The following is a 15,904-nucleotide window of genomic DNA, read 5'->3' as shown; positions in this document are numbered from 1 at the left end:
ACTCAACACAATCAACAATAGTGGCGGCAATGTTAACGGTGCCAGGGACATTCAATTATCCGTAGATTGCGACGCATTACTGCTCTTCATCTCACCAACAACATGGCCCGATTTTGAGCAAACACACAAGGTATTTGAGATGGCAAAGAAAAGGGTTGTCCTCCGCCATGAGGAGCCGCAGCTATGAGCACACTATTTGTAAGCAGTCGCACGCTCCCTTCAGGCGTAACTAACCTATTAATGGAGTACGGATTACAAGAGGCGTTCCTAGGGGGCACTATTGTATCTAGCGATGATGCTGGTGGCGATACAGCTCTAAAAGCTGGGTACAACCTCGGGCTTAGTCGATTAGCCAGTACGGAATATAACTACAATACCCGCAATAAAGCATTTTTCTCAGACCTGCAATTAGACAACATCAAACCTGAAAACGTCATTTTATACAGTGGCGATGGCGCGAGTAGTATCAGCACATTTACAGCACACACTAGCGACAAGATAAAACAGGTGATAACCACATACCCAGATACACCAATCGTGAATCTTGGCGCCAATAAACCGGCATTCTCACGACTGGTCACAGAACGTCGTCTACAGCTATTCTCAAAACACCGAATCAATAGCCAGTTAGAAATTCTAAGTTTCCTAACTAACCTAATACCTAACAACTGCCTATTGAGCACCGATAATATTGACACAATTACTCAGCTGCATCCGAACGCCATACTACTTATACCAAAAGACGCCGGTATGGGCGCTATGACTCAGCGAGATATCAAACCATTTAGAGAATATATTCGCTCTATCGACATGCAGGACAAGGAAAACAAAACACCTTTTGGACAGAGGGTTGGTGAGGTTTTCTTACCACGTGAACTCCAATTCCCTACAGCCATGGCATACACACTTAAAGCGTCAGGCGTAGGCGGTAAATATTTCTGTGATTACTTCAAAATAAAAGAAGCATTCCACAAAATCCCTAAACATCACGACACAATAATTGCCCCTTATCAGCCCAGCGGGCTTTTACATGCATGCTGGCTATCTACTGTAGATATCTACAACTCACTGAATCGAAGAATAGTGTTAGTGGTAACGAATCCCGAACGAGTGTCCCTCCCATTTCTCTAAGTAACCATGAGAGCTTTTTTACGAGACACCTCGAATATTTATACATGAATTAGCAAGACAAACACTCTTTAACTCAAAATCATACCGCTCTAACAATAAGGATTAATAATCATGCAAATGATCGCAGTAGATGACGGATCTACCCAATGCAAACTAAGCTACTTGCTTGGCAAGGAAATTAAATCAAAAGTTGTACCCAACTCCCTTAAAAAAGGATGGCAGTCAGCAGCTTTGCGTGGCACACCTAGCTCTAACTGGATGCTCGACGGTAAACGTTATTCTTATGACATCACCTCAGACTCATCACTAGATACGCAGCATATTGACTACCAACTAAGCGATGAAAACCTACTATCAGTTCATAATGCCCTTCAGCAAACCGAACTTGATCCAACAGCACCAACCGTTTTGATTTGTACCCTGCCGATAACGCAGTATTACAATCAAGACGATATGCAGAAGAACGAAGATCTAATCGAAGCTAAGAAAAGCAACCTACTGCGCTCGGTCGAACTTAATGGTGGAACGCCCTTCAACATCGTTGAAGTTCGTGTAATGCCCGAATCAGCACCTGCGTGCCTAAGTACACTACTAGAATCGCAAGCTGCGGATTTTAACCGAACCCTGTGTATCGATGTCGGCGGGACCACTAGCGATCTCTCTGTTATTCGAGGTGCATTCCTTGAAATTACAGCTGTAATGGGACTACCGAAGGTTGGCGTGAGCTGGGTTACTACTGCCGCAAAAACTGCACTCTCAGCTGCAGATTCTGATGTCAGTTACTATGTCTGCAACGAGCTAATCAAAAACCGACATAATATGGAATTCGTTAAAGAGGTCATCAATGACCACTCTAAGATTGACGAAATTCTAGCGCGCATTGACCAACGTATTGCTGAACTAGGCGAAACAGTAGCCAATGAATGCAAGAGATTCTGTAAAAACCCTAACCGAGTCATTCTGGTCGGCGGGGGCTCCAACCTAATCGCTGACGCCATCACTGAGGCTTACTCAACCCTAGGTGAGCGTGTAATCCTTCTTGAGAACGCTCAATGTGCATTATCTCAGGAAATCCTACGCTTCCACTTAGATGAAGACGCCACAGCTGAATCTAAGGTCGCATAAGATGGCTAAAGTTCTCTTATCCATCGACCTGAACGCATTTGATGCACCAGAAGCAGCTGCGCTTTCATGGCTAAAAGAGAAGAACCAAAAACTCAATGCTGGCGTAATATCTCAGAAGGAATTTGATAGCAGTATCAAAGATCTCCTAATGACAGGCATGCACATAGGTAAAATCAATAGCAAAGCGATTCCTCGCTTAGCAAACAACCTAGATGCACCGCTAAGCGCTAACAGAGTAGGTGAGTTGCTTGGTGTGAAAGCACCAAACCAACCAATACCAAGACATTCAAACACAAGCTCAGTAATTATCGGCGGGAATACAAGCCACCAACAAATTACAGAACTAACTGACAGCCCTACTAAACATGTAGTGTCACGACCTCAAGGGAAAACAGAAGCCCTAGAGCAAACTGTTGCTTCCAAGCTATCACAGTCAGGGCAATCAGCACTCGACGCAGTAAAAGGCCGCAACCTCTTCTAATGCAAAAATCCCGCTGGTGGAGCCATCACTCCTCCAACGGGATTCTTTTTCCAAACGAAATTAAGCTAGCAACTGAGACTTAATACGACCACCAAACACACCCTTGAGCATGACCAGTAAACAAACAAAAGCCACTATGTGCATTGGAATAGCTATCATATTAAGGCCATAACCAACCCACGAACCTTCAAAAAAGTGGCGTGAGATACCAACGAAAATATCAGCAGGGACCCCAAATACCAGCAGACACCTTGCTGCATGGTGATAAATGTTTTTACTACCAAACGCACCACTTGTTACCAAGGCAAAAGCATATTGATAGGCGATTAGGGTCAAAAGAAGTACTGCCATTGCATCAAACATAGAGTATTCAATTATGCTATTCATTGTGGTGGCCTCCTAGGCTTATAAATTAGATTGCATCCTACCGAACGCTTAAACCCAGAATAACTACACACCTTGCATCTTTTCAACTTTTTGAACGCTACCTTCGTGACTAGCACTGAATCGAATCTGCGCGTCCACGTTAGCCTTACTGTAGTGACTTAGCGAAGAAAGGTCTGAGTGACCAGTATTCGCCATAACAACCGATAACGGCGTTCCATTTTCAATCTCACGCTGTATGCCCGTATGCCTCAAAGCATGCGGCGACAAATCTGCTAATTCCCTTGCTGCGTAAGGATCACTCTCTATAAGACCCAAGCTAGCATGCTTGAAGACATCCTTTACAATTTCTGTTGCAACACGTGTACCTATCTGTGCATTCAGAATTCCAGCCTCACGCCCATGCGATGCAGGCCTAACTCGAACAAGAAGAGGGCTTTCGTCTTCTGGCGTCGGTAATGAAGATAGTCCCAGAGTTTTTCGATAGCGCTTTAACTCAACAACGAGCTCATGCGGGCAGGCAACTGAACGGGTCTTTCCCCCCTTTGATCGCGGTATCTTATAAAACCAATGCCCGCGAATTATCTTAAAGTTGTTCATTCTAGGTGTATGGCCGGGACGCGCAGTAACTTCCGATATACGAGGATACAGGTGATACAACATAGCGAGCAAAAACCGAGCCCTATTATTCTGCGCCAAATCATCGCCCTCAGGTGGAGACTCAGACAACTCCACGGCATAATTCCAGACACACTCCCATTGCGCAATCGTCAGGGACTTCTCAGCCTCCTCACTATTTGCAACACGAGTATTATTAACATTCATTCGCTTAAGCAAGGTTGCGGCTGGATTCCTATAACAAAACTCCATGTCAGAGAGAAATGTGTAATAGCTACTAAGTAGAGATAACTGAGATTTGATTGTAGATTCTTCGCGGACGTATTGTGCAGGATCTTTGGCGGAAAACGGTCGCCATTTATCATGAGGATCGAACTCACCGGTCATATTATTAAACTTAAAAGAGGCGATAGGAGATCTTGAAATCAATTCAAGAGGAGGCTCGGCACAGAAATCCACAAACTCCCTCATTGAGACCCTGTTCAATTGGCTAACGCAGACACCCTTGACTCGCCATGACCAGTTGAATAACAGATTCAGTTCTTTTCTGATAGCGCGAAAGCTACTCTGATTCATCTTGTTTTCAAGCAGAAACTCAACAGCAAGCTCATATGACTCACCAGCTGTCGGTATGTTATCGCCCATCCTAGCGATCAAGTCGTTTGCAGACTCCACCCCCGTTTCGAATTGCTCAGGCTTTACAGGAAAAAGCGGAGTAAACATAACAGACCCCCATTAACAAAATCATCACTCACCACAGATTAATTAATTCCACTAGAACAGTGTGGCGACCCTATAGCATTGATTCTACAACACTATTACATTGACCACCCAGTATTTGAACCAACACAACACTTAAGATCCAAGGGAGTACTCGTAGTAATCATAGGCACAATATGAAAGCTAAGGAACTCCCTACACAATGACAATTATCAAATACATGAGCAGAACAACTCCCAAAGGTAACAGGCACAATATGAACAAAAAGAAACCAACTCATTGTATTTAAAGGCACAATACGAAAGGACCAGAAGCTTACTCGCAGTAATCATAGGCATAATTTCAAAAAGCCCTAAAGCTAACTCGCAGTAATCATAGGCATAATATCAAAAAGCCCCTGAAGCTAATTCGCAGTAATCATAGGCATAATATCAAAAAGCCCTGAAGCTAATTCGCAGTAATCATAGGTACAATATCAAAACGCTCAGAAGCTAATTCGTAGTAATCATAGGCATCATATGAAAGAGATAAGTCGCTTGGCAGTGATCATAGGCACAATATCAAAAAGACCAGAAGCTAACTCGCAGTAATCATAGGCACAATATCAAAAAGCCCTAAAGCTAACTCGCAGTAATCATAGGCATAATATCAAAAAGCCCCTGAAGCTAATTCGCAGTAATCATAGGTACAATATCAAAACGCTCAGAAGCTATTTCGCAGTAATCATAGGCACAATATCAAAACGTTCAGAAGCTAATTCGCAGTAATCATAGGTACAATATCAAAACGCTCAGAAGCTATTTCGCAGTAATCATAGGCACAATATCAAAACGCTCAGAAGCTATTTCGCAGTAATCATAGGCACAATATCAAAACGCTCAGAAGCTATTTCGCAGTAATCATAGGCACAATATCAAAACGCTCAGAAGCTATTTCGCAGTAATCATAGGCACAATATCAAAACGCTCAGAAGCTATCTCGCAGTAATCATAGGCACAATATCAAAACGCTCAGAAGCTATCTCGCAGTAATCATAGGTACATTATCAAATAGGTAAGGAGCCAATTCGCAGTAATCATAGGCATCATATGAAAGAGATGAGTCGTTTGGCAGTGATCATAGGCATAATATGAATAGATAAAGACCAGCCACCAGGAACCGTTAACTTAACTAGGCATATTGAAACGCGAGGCGAGACGCAGCAATCAAGGCCACCACACGACTAAATCGAACTAATTCATACATTTAGTTGACACAACATGAAGGGATCGACACTAACTCATAGTAATCATAGGTACCATATCAAGAACTTTCCAACGGATTACTAAGAATCGTAGACTTATCACAAAACATGGAAAAATTGTGGTGCCAGACATATAGATACGGGCCAATTCACAGTTATTGAAGGCACAATATCAAGAACACCAGATCCTAATCCGCAGTAATCATAGGTACATTATCAAATAGGTAAGGAGCCAATTCGCAGTAATCATAGGTACATTATCAAATGGGTAAGGAGCCAATTCGCAGTAATCATAGGCATCACATGAAAGAGATGAGCTGTTTGGCAGTGATCATAGGCACTATATGAATAGATAAAGACCAGCCACCAGGAACCAATGACTTAACGAGACATATTGAAAGGCGAGGGCACAGCAATCAAGACCACTACAAGCCTAAATTCCCGCTAATTCACACACGTAATAGACACAACATCAAAAACAAAGGGGCTATCGCAGTAACTGTAGGCATAATATGAAGGGATCAACACCAACTCACAGTAATCATAGGTACAATATCAAGAACTTTCCAACGGATTACTAAGAATCGTAGACTCATCACGAAATAGTGGAACTAACACCTCGAAATTGCAGTACCAGGCATATATATACGGGCTAACTCACAGTTGTTGAGTGCAAATATCAAAAGAAAGGCAGGCCTTTCGTAGTAATCGTAGGTACAAGATGAAAGGGGGGAGGGACGTCCTCATAGTAATCGTAGGTACAATATCAAAAATATTCAAATCGATTATTCAAAATCATAGACTTACCATCAACACAAAGCGACTCGGAGCTTAGAGGTCACAGCGCAACTAGGCACAATATCAAAGGATCAAGACTGATTCATAGTAATCACAGGCATATTTTGAAGGAAATATGACCACCCAAGAACCATATCATCAGCAGAAATACAAAGAAGCCAGCTTGCCGTAATCACCATGGGCTATATCACAGTAATTGGAGGCACATAATGAAAAAGGAGGAGGACTCATTCGAAGTAATTATAGGTACAGCATGAACGGATCCAGGCCAACTCTCAGTAATCATAGGTACAATCTGGATAAACTCTGAACGATTAACAAGAACCATAGACCTACCATCAACCGAAACGCACTAACCGACCCAATAACAGCATCAGATGCAAACGACAAAACAGTGATTCTTAGTAATTGTAGGTACAGCATGAACGGATCCAGGCCAACTCTCAGTAATCATAGGTACAATCTGGATAAACTCTGAACGATTAACAAGAATCATAGACCTACCATCAACCGAAACGCACTAACCGACCCAATAACAGCATCAGATGCAAACGACAAAACAGTGATTCTTAGTAATTGCAGGTACAGCATGAACGGATCCAGGCCAACTCTCAGTAATCATAGGTACAATCTGGAGAAACTCTGAACGATTAACAAGAATCATAGACCTACCATCAACCGAAACGCACTAACCGACCCAATAACAGCATCAGATGCAAACGACAAAACAGTGATTCTTAGTAATTGCAGGTACAGCATGAACGGATCCAGGCCAACTCTCAGTAATCATAGGTACAATCTGGAGAAACTCTGAACGATTAACAAGAACCATAGACCTACCATCAACCGAAACGCACTAACCGAGTCAATAACAGCATCAGATGCAAACGACAAAACAGTGATTCTTAGTAATTGTAGGTACAAAATGAAGACGACAACGGAACTAATTCGAAGTAATCATAGGCACAATATGAAAGGGGAGAGCATTGATTCACAGTATTCGCAGGTACATTCACACCCCATAAAACTAAAGTTCTCCAATGATCTTTTTGTAGCGCGCTAGTCTCTCTCTATCAGCCTTAGGGAGAATCCGACCAACCAGAGCTAAATCTTCTCTAAACCTCTCTAATGCAACGATGTTTTTACGCGCCCACACACCCTCAGCAGCTGAACCAGCTAGAACTCGAGGTCTTGGATATAATTTCCTAGTAATTTGACTCGGAGCCAATCGAGGCACTACAGAAGACGCCTTCTTAGAAAAGAATATATTGAGCTTTGTGTACTTCAAACCATCCCTGCTAGCCTTATCCTTACTATGAATAACATCGAACTCAGTGTACTTACTTAGTTCAGTAGATAGCCTAAAGTTTGCAGCAAAAAGCGCTATTGAGGAATACTCGGTACCAGTCAACGCATTGCACTGGGAGAGATCCCAACTCAACTTCCACCCACCATCGACAGGCTTGCTGCCCGCAGCGATCATGGAGATAAGAGTGTACATCTTCATTGCTTGCTTACTTAACGGAGCTGTTGCCTGCTTTTCAATCCTTGTAAAGAATGTTCTCAAAAACAACATGTTAGCGGCCAGTGTCTCATTTAAAACAAACGTAGCCGAATGGCACTGCCAAACCGTATTTTCCCTTTCATCGTCTGAGGAAATCTTAATCAACGAAGATTTCACATCAACAACATCCTCACCGACAGCTGGCCTTGCATGAAAAGTGACATCACTGACAACGCGAGAGAGTGTTAACTCTGCGGTATTTTTGTAAGGGCCAAGACTGACATTACTTAGAGTTTCATTAAATAAGGCCAAACAGTCTTTAGTGAATTGCCTGTACGCATTGTTTCTTGGCAATTTCCACTTTGTTGCGTAATCAATCGCCTTAATTTCAATTGTACGGAAGTGCTGAGGAATCGCCGTCTTACCCTTCGATTTAACCCATTCACCGATAAAACCGTCATTATTCATTAATTCAGTAGGGTAAACATCGAGATTAGATACAATCTGCTCGAATATTCTCCAGCTAGTAGGCTTCATCTGCAACAAAGTAGAGATCACTTCATTTGAGAGGCGATAGTGGGTATCTCTCTCTTGCTCAAACCGATGCTTGATCGACTTTAAGTTTTCAAGTGTCTCTGGCAAATCCTTAGTAGTATCAGTGGATGTAATCTCTGACTGCATAACCTAACTTCCTTATTATTCCGCACTCTTGATCTTAATTAGCCCGGGATAGCACCTAATTTACTTCGAAGTATACCTATAATACTGCGATTGAGACAAGAAATTAGATCCAAATAGTGATCTTATCCACCTATTTTTACTGCGATTGAGCAATGGGGTTGTACCTATTTTAACTAAATATACCACCAGCAGCCCAACTGGGTGATACCTACAATTACTTCATAATATGCCTTTGATTACTTCATAATACACCTTCAATTACTTCGTAATGTACCTATGTGTACTTTAGTAATAGTATTTATAGTCTTTAAAATCAATAAGTTAAGTTGGGTTTATTGCACGCTTAAAGAGAAGTACAAGATCAAGATATAATACTAACTATGTATTAAAGATCATAAAGAAGAGATCTATAAAAGATCCATAGCAATTCCCATTGCTATATTTCTTTGATTGAAAAACGGTAGGGGAACAGAGACAGTTATCAGTGAAAACAGATCAACCGGTAGGCAGCCATGAGGGCCTGTCAAACAAGATATTGATGGAGCAGATAATGAGGGTTATCTGCTTCAAAATGTAATTTAGGAACCCGCACCCCCATTGAGCCTACCGAGCCAACCACCCCAGTATCGCTGATAACTAGCTTTATCTGGTTGATTATTCACACTCAAACGCTCATTCGATGGAATTATTCTTGGCTAGATAGCAAAAACCCCACTCGCAATATAGATTATTGCTAATGGGATCTTTATCTAGATACAACTGTACTTTGCCGTAATCAGGCCCGGAAACACCTTGGATTAAACCAATCTACTACTCCGCAAGCTCATTCTTCGGAATGAGCTCAAAGATAGCTCCAGAAGCCAAATCCGCTTGAATACGCTTCTTCCGCTGTGACCCAGGAAATTGCTCATAATGCTTATAAGCTGCCAATGCACATAGACTTGCGATAGCCTTTGACTCCCTCGATGGCAATTCTGAACTTGTTAAGTGCTCAATCAACAACTTTGCCTTGTTTTCCTTTAGTGCAACAGTCCCACGTTCGATCATGCCAATTTTGCACATTGGAACTGAAATCAGAACACTCATTTCATACTGAGATAAATCCAGTACATTTCTAATAAACCAGAACAAATGAGATGAAAAGCGCTTTGATCTTCCAATACCTCGGACACTCCCATCCTCTGCAGTACGCTTGGCATACAAGGACGCATTGTAAAAATCTAGATCTTTACTCCAAAACCACTGCCTATAAGCATTAATGCTACTGATCTTCTCTCGCTCACCGCACAAAGGACATATTAGAACGAACCTTTTGAGCTCCGGTACCATCGGATAAACTATCACATCATCATGCCCACACTCAGAGCAACTGTACTCTCTCAAACTAACTTTAAGGTTATTTTCATCTAGCCAGTTATACCAATGCTGAGAATTAACTTTTCTGAAAGCATCTAGAAATTTCGCCCCGTTATCACTCTCCCTTACGATGCCATTGATTTGACTCAAGAGTGCTCCAGTCAGTTCTACGCCACCGCCTTCGTATTTCGAAATGACCCTAGGTGATATACGAAGCATCTGCGCCAACTTCCTCTGACTCGCCCCTATAAAGACTCGATACAACAATAGGTCATGTCCGGTACGAATCTCCATAGAGCGGTCACTGGGCGCTATTCCACCGCTGATATTGGCAGTGCTAGCTTTAATCCGATCTATTTTCTTTGCCAGCGTATTCATGATGCCACCCTAACCTTCTTGGGCATATAAGCAAGCGCATCACCACCCGAACACACAAGTCGCTTCTCAGTATCAGTAATACCAGTTAAACCCTCTGTAAAATCGTACTCTATATCATCTGACTCAATATGAACCACATACTCACCAGAACGCACCGACTCCGCCAGACGTTTTACAAACCTAAAATCCACAATCGGATCCAATGAACCAGCCACTTGGCTCAAGTACACCAAAGCTAACTCTTCCATTGAGCCACTCTCAATCCCCACATACGACAAAGGTGAACATGAAGTGGAGCCATAGCACCGCTCAAATTCAGCTATAGGTACATCGATATCCATAGCGTCATATACACGCTCAATTACTGAGGCCTCAGGCAAACCCAAATCAAGCTGATAGCGAGATACATACGTACTCAATGGACTGACATAGATATAATCAGAGAACTTTACGTTTCGGGCGTATGTTTTAGACACTCCACCCCCCAACTGCTTTGCAACAAAGATCCTGGTTGAAACCTTTGAGTGCGCCGGCACTAAAACCCTCGCAATACCATCAGCACCAACGACGCCACGCTCAGTTGAGTCATCAACACCAAAATACACAGTAGCACCAACCATAGACTGGTCCGCACCAACCAAAAGGCTGCGCCACTGATGAGCCTGAGAGTTCGCCGTCAAAGCTACGAATAATGTTAAAAAAATATACTTCATCAGATACTTAGATTTATGTTGAGGGTGGATCATATTTCGACAACTACAAGCCTTAAATAAATCTTCCTTAACTTGTGCAGTGTTTCTAAAAAAATCGCGTGTTTAGCCATCTTTGCAACCCAACAAGTACCAACCACCCCATGTAACAACGTACAACCGTCACACGAATAAAATGGCTAATTTCCCATGACTGTAGAACTTATTATCACCACGCTTGGAATGATCGTGTTTACACACGCGGCATACAATATTGTCACACACCTTTTGTTGAGCGTTTACGACTCACATACCCACAATGACAGGCGCATCAATACATTCTGCAGTACCGTGGTTCTTGCGGTCTTTACAATTACGATACACCTGAACTCTAGACTGAGCGCAGACATAAAACACTCAGTAGAACTACTGTGTCTAATCATATACATCATGTATATCGCACTAGGTTTCTACTGGTTACTAAAGAAAAAGAACCATGAAATTCAATCAATGTTCGATAGCATCACGGATAACTCAGAAATACTTCAAAAAGAAGAAGCCATTGAGATCCAAGAGCAATACTTCCTATCAAAAGTTAACTGGCTGATTTCTCTTTATGCAGACAACTCAAAGTGTCTGTTTCACTCTGATGAGTGTATTCAGACCATTTCTAACAGCATTAAAGATAAGGAAATCACGAAAGCAGCAAAACTACTGAGTAAGCACTTAGACTTACTGCTACTTGATAAATTTTCAGATGAATACAGACCAATGATCGAAGCTCTTGGGAGCTTTGGCGCTACCCACAATCAAGATGAACTAAAACTAAGAGTTGCCGATAGTGAGGTAGTTGCTTACTTCAACAACGAAAAGAAAATAGCACTGAACTGCCTGATGACCCCAAAAACCGAGTTCATCCACAATGACATTCAGCTACTTATAGATACCCAGGATTCAACACCCGCCCCAAGCATTGCCACACCTATGGTTGACCTATACCTATACAAGACTGCAAACGGCATGGAACCTAGCTATCGACCTGTCTTGCTTAATCAGAGCGGTATCGGAAATTAAGAACTAGAGGAAACAATTTCTGCAGGCTGACTTTGCTCTCGAGATGCATAATCGTAAGATATGGGCGACAGGGCCATAGTGGCAGAGTTAGCCCTTGCAAGTTCATTATCAATAACATGTGCGGGGTATTTCTTTTGCAAACGGAACGCAACTGCCGCGCGATCAACATCCCTCAAATAACCTATAACAGCTAATCCACCGTCAACAGGTACAACAGTGTAGGTCTTTAGGTACGTCCTCGATAGAACCCGCTCGATTAGTCGAACAGTGTGCTCAATCAGAACAAATGACAACAGCATTGAAGCACTTACAGACACCAACCAATGAACAGAGGCAACCATAGGATGCTCTGAAAGAATGACTGGATCAACACGTCCTACCAACCATACCACTCCCTCATGAACCGGAAACTGCAACAAAAAACAGATAGGAATGGTCAACCACAGCAAGAGCTTTGAGACCTTGCCCCACAGCATTTTTCTGTAGTTATATTGAACGTAAAACGAATCATGGAAAACCACTACCACACACTCCTAAAAAGCCCCGACTTATGCCCGGGCCACAATCATTATTCAGGTAACTTCACATTTAACTCAAGAACAGCGAGCTGATCCTTGTCATGCTCAAAGTTCACATCAACCATATCTTCATCAACAGTAAAGTAACGACTCAATACCTCTAGAATATCGCGCTTCAATTGCGGGATATGCGATGCTTTTGAGTGCCCACATCGATGCTCAGCAACAACAATCTGCAGCCTCTCTTTTGCTAAAGAGGCGGTATCATTTTTTTCTTTGCGAAATAGCTTTAACAGTTTCACATTAACCTCTCTTGAATAAGCGTCTAAAGAAACCACCCTTACCGGAGGTGACACAAATCACTTTACACATTTACTCACTATCCATTTTAAAAACGAACATATGTTCTAGAGATAATCTCTATGGAGTAGAGGTTCCTGTTGGTGCGCTGTTGCGGTTCTTTTATGTATGAGATCGATTCTATAGTTGCGTAGATAAAATAGGCGGGCGAAAGGCAAGTTTTCCGAGATGGATCGCAGCGTTACAAATTCGAGGGCAAAGTTAACAAAACGACCAAGTGACAACTCCGCCACTCGATCCTCAATACCATGAGCACCCTTGAGAATTACCTCAAAGCGTGCGTCGTGGTCGGTTTTGAATTTTGTTTTATTTGTTGCTTTTCAATGGCTTAGGTGTGTTTTTTCTGAGATTTCCAACTGGAAATGGTCACTGCTTTTGGCCTTTCAAGGACTTATTACTCTCATGGAAAAGTATCAACTCTGCTTCCTCCAGCGTCATATTACTAACCTTCGGTTCGGAAACTTTATCAGAGAATATATGCCAATCTAAGACCGCCCTCGCCTCTTCCACTTTAGCTGAGTCATAAACATAGACAGGGGTGATAGTCTTCTCTGAGCGACACTTCTCTTTCTTGGCTCTACGGTATTCTCTATTAACTTCGTGCAACTCAGCTTGAACTAACTCCAATTTTCGCTCTATCAAAACCAAGCGATCCTCCTCCGTTAATTCCGGCTTACCCAGAAAGCTAACCCCGATACTAGCCAGTGATACAAGCATCGCACCGCGAGATACCACATACGCCATAATGGTTAGCACCTCAGAACCCAAGGTCTGTACCACAACATGACCAAATCCAATAGAAGATAGACTAGTAAATAAATAGAAAACTGACGACCAGATGCTGGTCACCGTTGCACCATCAACATCCACCTCCATGACATATATCGGATACGCCCATGAAAATATAAAAAGGTGCACCATCAACAGAAACTTCAGTTGTCTTTTTAATTTACTCACACGTCTTTCGGTTAATGACATTTTTAAACCTCAAATTCAATTCAAACTTAAGGCAATACAGTTAAATATCGCGCCTCCAGAACGACTTCTGACACTTTTAAAACCAGACATCATAGAAACGAAACAGCCTCCCCAAATGATCTGTGAAAGGTGACATAGCACGACGCATTCCTGACACTTACCGTGCTAGTGTTGCATATGCACAGGCCACTCGAACAAACTAAAGGATTAGCATTTTGAGCTCAAAAGTAATGGTCGTCATTGAACGCAAAGATAAAGAAGAACTTAAACGAATATTTGGATTTGATGAAGAAATCGAACTTAAAGTAGTTGGTAACAGTCGCAACCACCCCCTAGTTCGCCTGACTGGTAAAACTACATCTAGAGCAGTCTTAGTCAAAGTAGCAAACCGAAGCAACTCCAAATGGCGTAAATCAAGAGGCTCTGCAATTAGACGCCACATTAGCTACATAACCAATAGAGGCATACTGAACGGGACTATAGTTTACAAAAAGGGAACTAGAAGTGGTGGCCCAAAAACCAAGATCGGTAAAGCACTATGAATTTAGCTTTCGTTAGGAACGAATCACAAGATTACAGCCAACTAACAAGTACACATACACGTAACTACGCATTGGCTGGAATTGCAGTTGTATGGATCCTTTCGAGCGAGAACGCTACCGACGCCCTAAACCATGTAGCTCTTTGGTGTTTTGGCTTTGCCTTATTCATGGACCTTCTGCAATACAGCATCGGAGCCGTTATGTGGTCAGGATTTGACGCATTTAAACAGAAGGACTTAAAACGACAATTTGACGAGGACTCTAAAAAGATTGAAGCAGCAGACTTCGAAGCGCCATACTGGTTCAATTGGCCAACAATGACATGCTTCATATTGAAACCTATAGTCGTACTGGCCGGCTTTGGTCATCTGCTAGTTAGCATGCTTTAACTTGGCGCAAAAACAATAAGCTTCCTGATTGAGAGCAAAAAGCCTTGAGACTCTTTCCTCAAGGCTTTCTAATTAATGTCAATTCAGCACTTCTACGTAGCATCCTCTTTGCTATGACTGTCTGCTTCCCAAGCATCCACTGCATGTTGAATGTTAAGCCAGAATTCCGCACTGTTACCAAAGGCAACCGCTAACTTTTCTGCTAATGGAGCAGTGAGAATGACTCTGCCAGCAATAAAAATTCCTCATGAAGCACCTCACCAACCGTTACTGGTTTTCGCCTGGTACATCTCATTCCCTCACACCCTCACATTACTTCGCACTCGCCCGTACCCGTCATTTTAGAACGGCGGCGGATTTGCATCCAGAGGATTTAGTGGGTCCAATGGATTCATTTGTGGTGGCGCTTGAGGCACCTGAGCCGCCATCGCAGGTTGCGGAGTTTGAGGTACTTGAGCCGACATTGCCGGTTGTTGCGCCTGTGTTGTCGGCACTTGTTGAGGCGACTGTGCTGGCGCTGCTGGTTGATTACCTGCAGATACCCTGTCTCGACCATTCAGAATCTTCAAGGCACCCGTATAATTACTTACAACGACCTCTGTAGAGTAACGGTCTTTACCTTCGTTATCAGTCCACTTACGAGTCTGTAACTCTCCACGAACATAGATCAAAGCACCTTTTTTGTAATACTGCCCGACGATTTCAGCTAACTTGCCAAAACAAACCACTCTGTGCCACTCAGTCTTTTCTCGCTTCTCACCGCTCGCTTCCTTCCAACTCTTTGAAGTCGCGACCGACAGCGTAGCAATAGCACCATTCTGGCCATGATTAATCGCAGGATCAGCACCAAGAGAGCCAATAAGAGTTACTTCGTTCAAATCACTCATTTATAACGTTCCAATCTATTTATGTACCACTCGGTAGTCCATAACTGC

15 protein-coding genes and 1 pseudogene are annotated in these 15,904 nt (G+C 42.6%); 6 read left to right on the top strand and 10 right to left on the bottom strand.

The genetic code is table 11. The features are described 5' to 3' along the window. Positions 1 to 183: 183 nt before the first annotated feature. The 3 genes from A6E01_RS20775 (at position 184) to A6E01_RS20765 (ending at position 2,737) form a co-directional block, all read left to right on the top strand. The gene (locus A6E01_RS20775) at positions 184 to 1,131 is read left to right on the top strand and encodes a hypothetical protein (RefSeq protein WP_065211407.1); all 948 of its coding nucleotides are present in this window, start codon (positions 184 to 186) and stop codon (positions 1,129 to 1,131) included. Between the two features lie 111 nt (positions 1,132 to 1,242). Continuing rightward, complete coding sequence (gene parM / locus A6E01_RS20770) at positions 1,243 to 2,256, top strand: plasmid segregation protein ParM domain-containing protein (RefSeq protein WP_065211406.1); 1,014 nt, start codon at positions 1,243 to 1,245, stop codon at positions 2,254 to 2,256. 1 nt (position 2,257) lies between these two features. Next, positions 2,258 to 2,737 carry a hypothetical protein gene (locus tag A6E01_RS20765; RefSeq protein WP_065211405.1) on the top strand — a complete coding sequence of 160 codons (480 nt, stop codon included), beginning with the start codon at positions 2,258 to 2,260 and terminating at the stop codon, positions 2,735 to 2,737. A gap of 60 nt (positions 2,738 to 2,797) precedes the next feature. Here A6E01_RS20765 and A6E01_RS20760 read toward each other — a convergent pair whose 3' ends face one another. From A6E01_RS20760 to A6E01_RS20740, 5 genes are all read right to left on the bottom strand, one after another. Then, the gene (locus A6E01_RS20760) at positions 2,798 to 3,124 is read right to left on the bottom strand and encodes a hypothetical protein (protein ID WP_065211404.1); all 327 of its coding nucleotides are present in this window, start codon (positions 3,122 to 3,124) and stop codon (positions 2,798 to 2,800) included. Positions 3,125 to 3,187: 63 nt separating this feature from the next. Then, on the bottom strand, positions 3,188 to 4,462 hold the full coding sequence (locus tag A6E01_RS20755; protein ID WP_065211403.1) for a tyrosine-type recombinase/integrase: 1,275 nt from the start codon (positions 4,460 to 4,462) through the stop codon (positions 3,188 to 3,190). A gap of 3,065 nt (positions 4,463 to 7,527) precedes the next feature. Next, complete coding sequence (locus tag A6E01_RS20750; protein WP_065211402.1) at positions 7,528 to 8,685, bottom strand: hypothetical protein; 1,158 nt, start codon at positions 8,683 to 8,685, stop codon at positions 7,528 to 7,530. 810 nt (positions 8,686 to 9,495) lie between these two features. Then, a complete protein-coding gene (locus A6E01_RS20745; protein WP_065211401.1) occupies positions 9,496 to 10,419 on the bottom strand; it encodes a helix-turn-helix domain-containing protein in 924 nt (307 codons plus the stop codon). Next, complete coding sequence (locus A6E01_RS20740; RefSeq protein ID WP_133152932.1) at positions 10,416 to 11,132, bottom strand: hypothetical protein; 717 nt, start codon at positions 11,130 to 11,132, stop codon at positions 10,416 to 10,418. Before A6E01_RS20740 ends, A6E01_RS20745 begins: the two co-directional genes overlap by 4 nt. A 186-nt stretch (positions 11,133 to 11,318) precedes the next feature. On the opposite strand from A6E01_RS20740, the gene A6E01_RS20735 reads away from it, so the two are divergent. Further along, a complete protein-coding gene (locus A6E01_RS20735) occupies positions 11,319 to 12,182 on the top strand; it encodes a hypothetical protein (RefSeq protein ID WP_065211399.1) in 864 nt (287 codons plus the stop codon). Here A6E01_RS20735 and A6E01_RS20730 read toward each other — a convergent pair. From A6E01_RS20730 to A6E01_RS20720, 3 genes are all read right to left on the bottom strand, one after another. After that, the gene (locus A6E01_RS20730; RefSeq protein ID WP_065211398.1) at positions 12,179 to 12,703 is read right to left on the bottom strand and encodes a hypothetical protein; all 525 of its coding nucleotides are present in this window, start codon (positions 12,701 to 12,703) and stop codon (positions 12,179 to 12,181) included. The two genes, A6E01_RS20735 and A6E01_RS20730, sit on opposite strands and share 4 nt — an antisense overlap. Before the next feature lie 47 nt (positions 12,704 to 12,750). Then, entirely contained in the window at positions 12,751 to 13,002 is a 252-nt protein-coding gene (gene minE, locus A6E01_RS20725) for a cell division topological specificity factor MinE (RefSeq protein ID WP_065211397.1), read from the bottom strand. A 424-nt stretch (positions 13,003 to 13,426) separates the two neighbouring features. Then, positions 13,427 to 14,038: an ion channel gene (locus A6E01_RS20720; RefSeq protein ID WP_065211396.1), complete on the bottom strand. Its 612-nt coding sequence runs from the start codon at positions 14,036 to 14,038 to the stop codon at positions 13,427 to 13,429. Between the two features lie 215 nt (positions 14,039 to 14,253). Here A6E01_RS20720 and A6E01_RS20715 point away from each other — a divergent pair, with 215 nt between their 5' ends. Both A6E01_RS20715 and A6E01_RS20710 read left to right on the top strand, forming a co-directional pair. Continuing rightward, positions 14,254 to 14,580 (top strand): hypothetical protein, encoded by a 327-nt coding sequence (locus tag A6E01_RS20715; protein WP_133152931.1) that lies wholly within the window; start codon positions 14,254 to 14,256, stop codon positions 14,578 to 14,580. Then, positions 14,577 to 14,969, top strand: a complete 393-nt coding sequence (locus A6E01_RS20710) for a hypothetical protein (protein WP_065211394.1) — start codon at positions 14,577 to 14,579, stop codon at positions 14,967 to 14,969. Before A6E01_RS20715 ends, A6E01_RS20710 begins: the two co-directional genes overlap by 4 nt. 92 nt (positions 14,970 to 15,061) lie before the next feature. On the opposite strand, the pseudogene A6E01_RS21605 reads toward A6E01_RS20710, so the two are convergent. Beyond that, positions 15,062 to 15,264: pseudogene (locus A6E01_RS21605) on the bottom strand (helix-turn-helix transcriptional regulator). A gap of 46 nt (positions 15,265 to 15,310) precedes the next feature. After that, positions 15,311 to 15,856 (bottom strand): single-stranded DNA-binding protein, encoded by a 546-nt coding sequence (gene ssb, locus A6E01_RS20705; protein WP_065211393.1) that lies wholly within the window; start codon positions 15,854 to 15,856, stop codon positions 15,311 to 15,313. Between the last annotated feature and the right edge of the window lie 48 nt (positions 15,857 to 15,904).

It is taken from the genome of Vibrio breoganii, assembly GCF_001677275.1.
Classification (GTDB): Bacteria; Pseudomonadota; Gammaproteobacteria; order Enterobacterales; family Vibrionaceae; genus Vibrio; species Vibrio breoganii.
This window is presented reverse-complemented; position numbering and strand designations above follow the sequence as displayed.

What these genes read in the sequence shown, in the direction of transcription:
- A6E01_RS20760 (WP_065211404.1), bottom strand. Translation starts at nt 3,124, where the DNA reads ATGAATAGCATAATTGAATACTCTATGTTTGATGCAATGGCAGTACTT.
- A6E01_RS20775 (WP_065211407.1), top strand. Translation starts at nt 184, where the DNA reads ATGAGCACACTATTTGTAAGCAGTCGCACGCTCCCTTCAGGCGTAACT.
- A6E01_RS20710 (WP_065211394.1), top strand. Translation starts at nt 14,577, where the DNA reads ATGAATTTAGCTTTCGTTAGGAACGAATCACAAGATTACAGCCAACTA.
- ssb (WP_065211393.1), bottom strand. Translation starts at nt 15,856, where the DNA reads ATGAGTGATTTGAACGAAGTAACTCTTATTGGCTCTCTTGGTGCTGAT.
- parM (WP_065211406.1), top strand. Translation starts at nt 1,243, where the DNA reads ATGCAAATGATCGCAGTAGATGACGGATCTACCCAATGCAAACTAAGC.
- A6E01_RS20755 (WP_065211403.1), bottom strand. Translation starts at nt 4,462, where the DNA reads ATGTTTACTCCGCTTTTTCCTGTAAAGCCTGAGCAATTCGAAACGGGG.
- A6E01_RS20750 (WP_065211402.1), bottom strand. Translation starts at nt 8,685, where the DNA reads ATGCAGTCAGAGATTACATCCACTGATACTACTAAGGATTTGCCAGAG.
- A6E01_RS20740 (WP_133152932.1), bottom strand. Translation starts at nt 11,132, where the DNA reads ATGAAGTATATTTTTTTAACATTATTCGTAGCTTTGACGGCGAACTCT.
- A6E01_RS20720 (WP_065211396.1), bottom strand. Translation starts at nt 14,038, where the DNA reads ATGTCATTAACCGAAAGACGTGTGAGTAAATTAAAAAGACAACTGAAG.
- A6E01_RS20765 (WP_065211405.1), top strand. Translation starts at nt 2,258, where the DNA reads ATGGCTAAAGTTCTCTTATCCATCGACCTGAACGCATTTGATGCACCA.
- A6E01_RS20745 (WP_065211401.1), bottom strand. Translation starts at nt 10,419, where the DNA reads ATGAATACGCTGGCAAAGAAAATAGATCGGATTAAAGCTAGCACTGCC.
- A6E01_RS20735 (WP_065211399.1), top strand. Translation starts at nt 11,319, where the DNA reads ATGACTGTAGAACTTATTATCACCACGCTTGGAATGATCGTGTTTACA.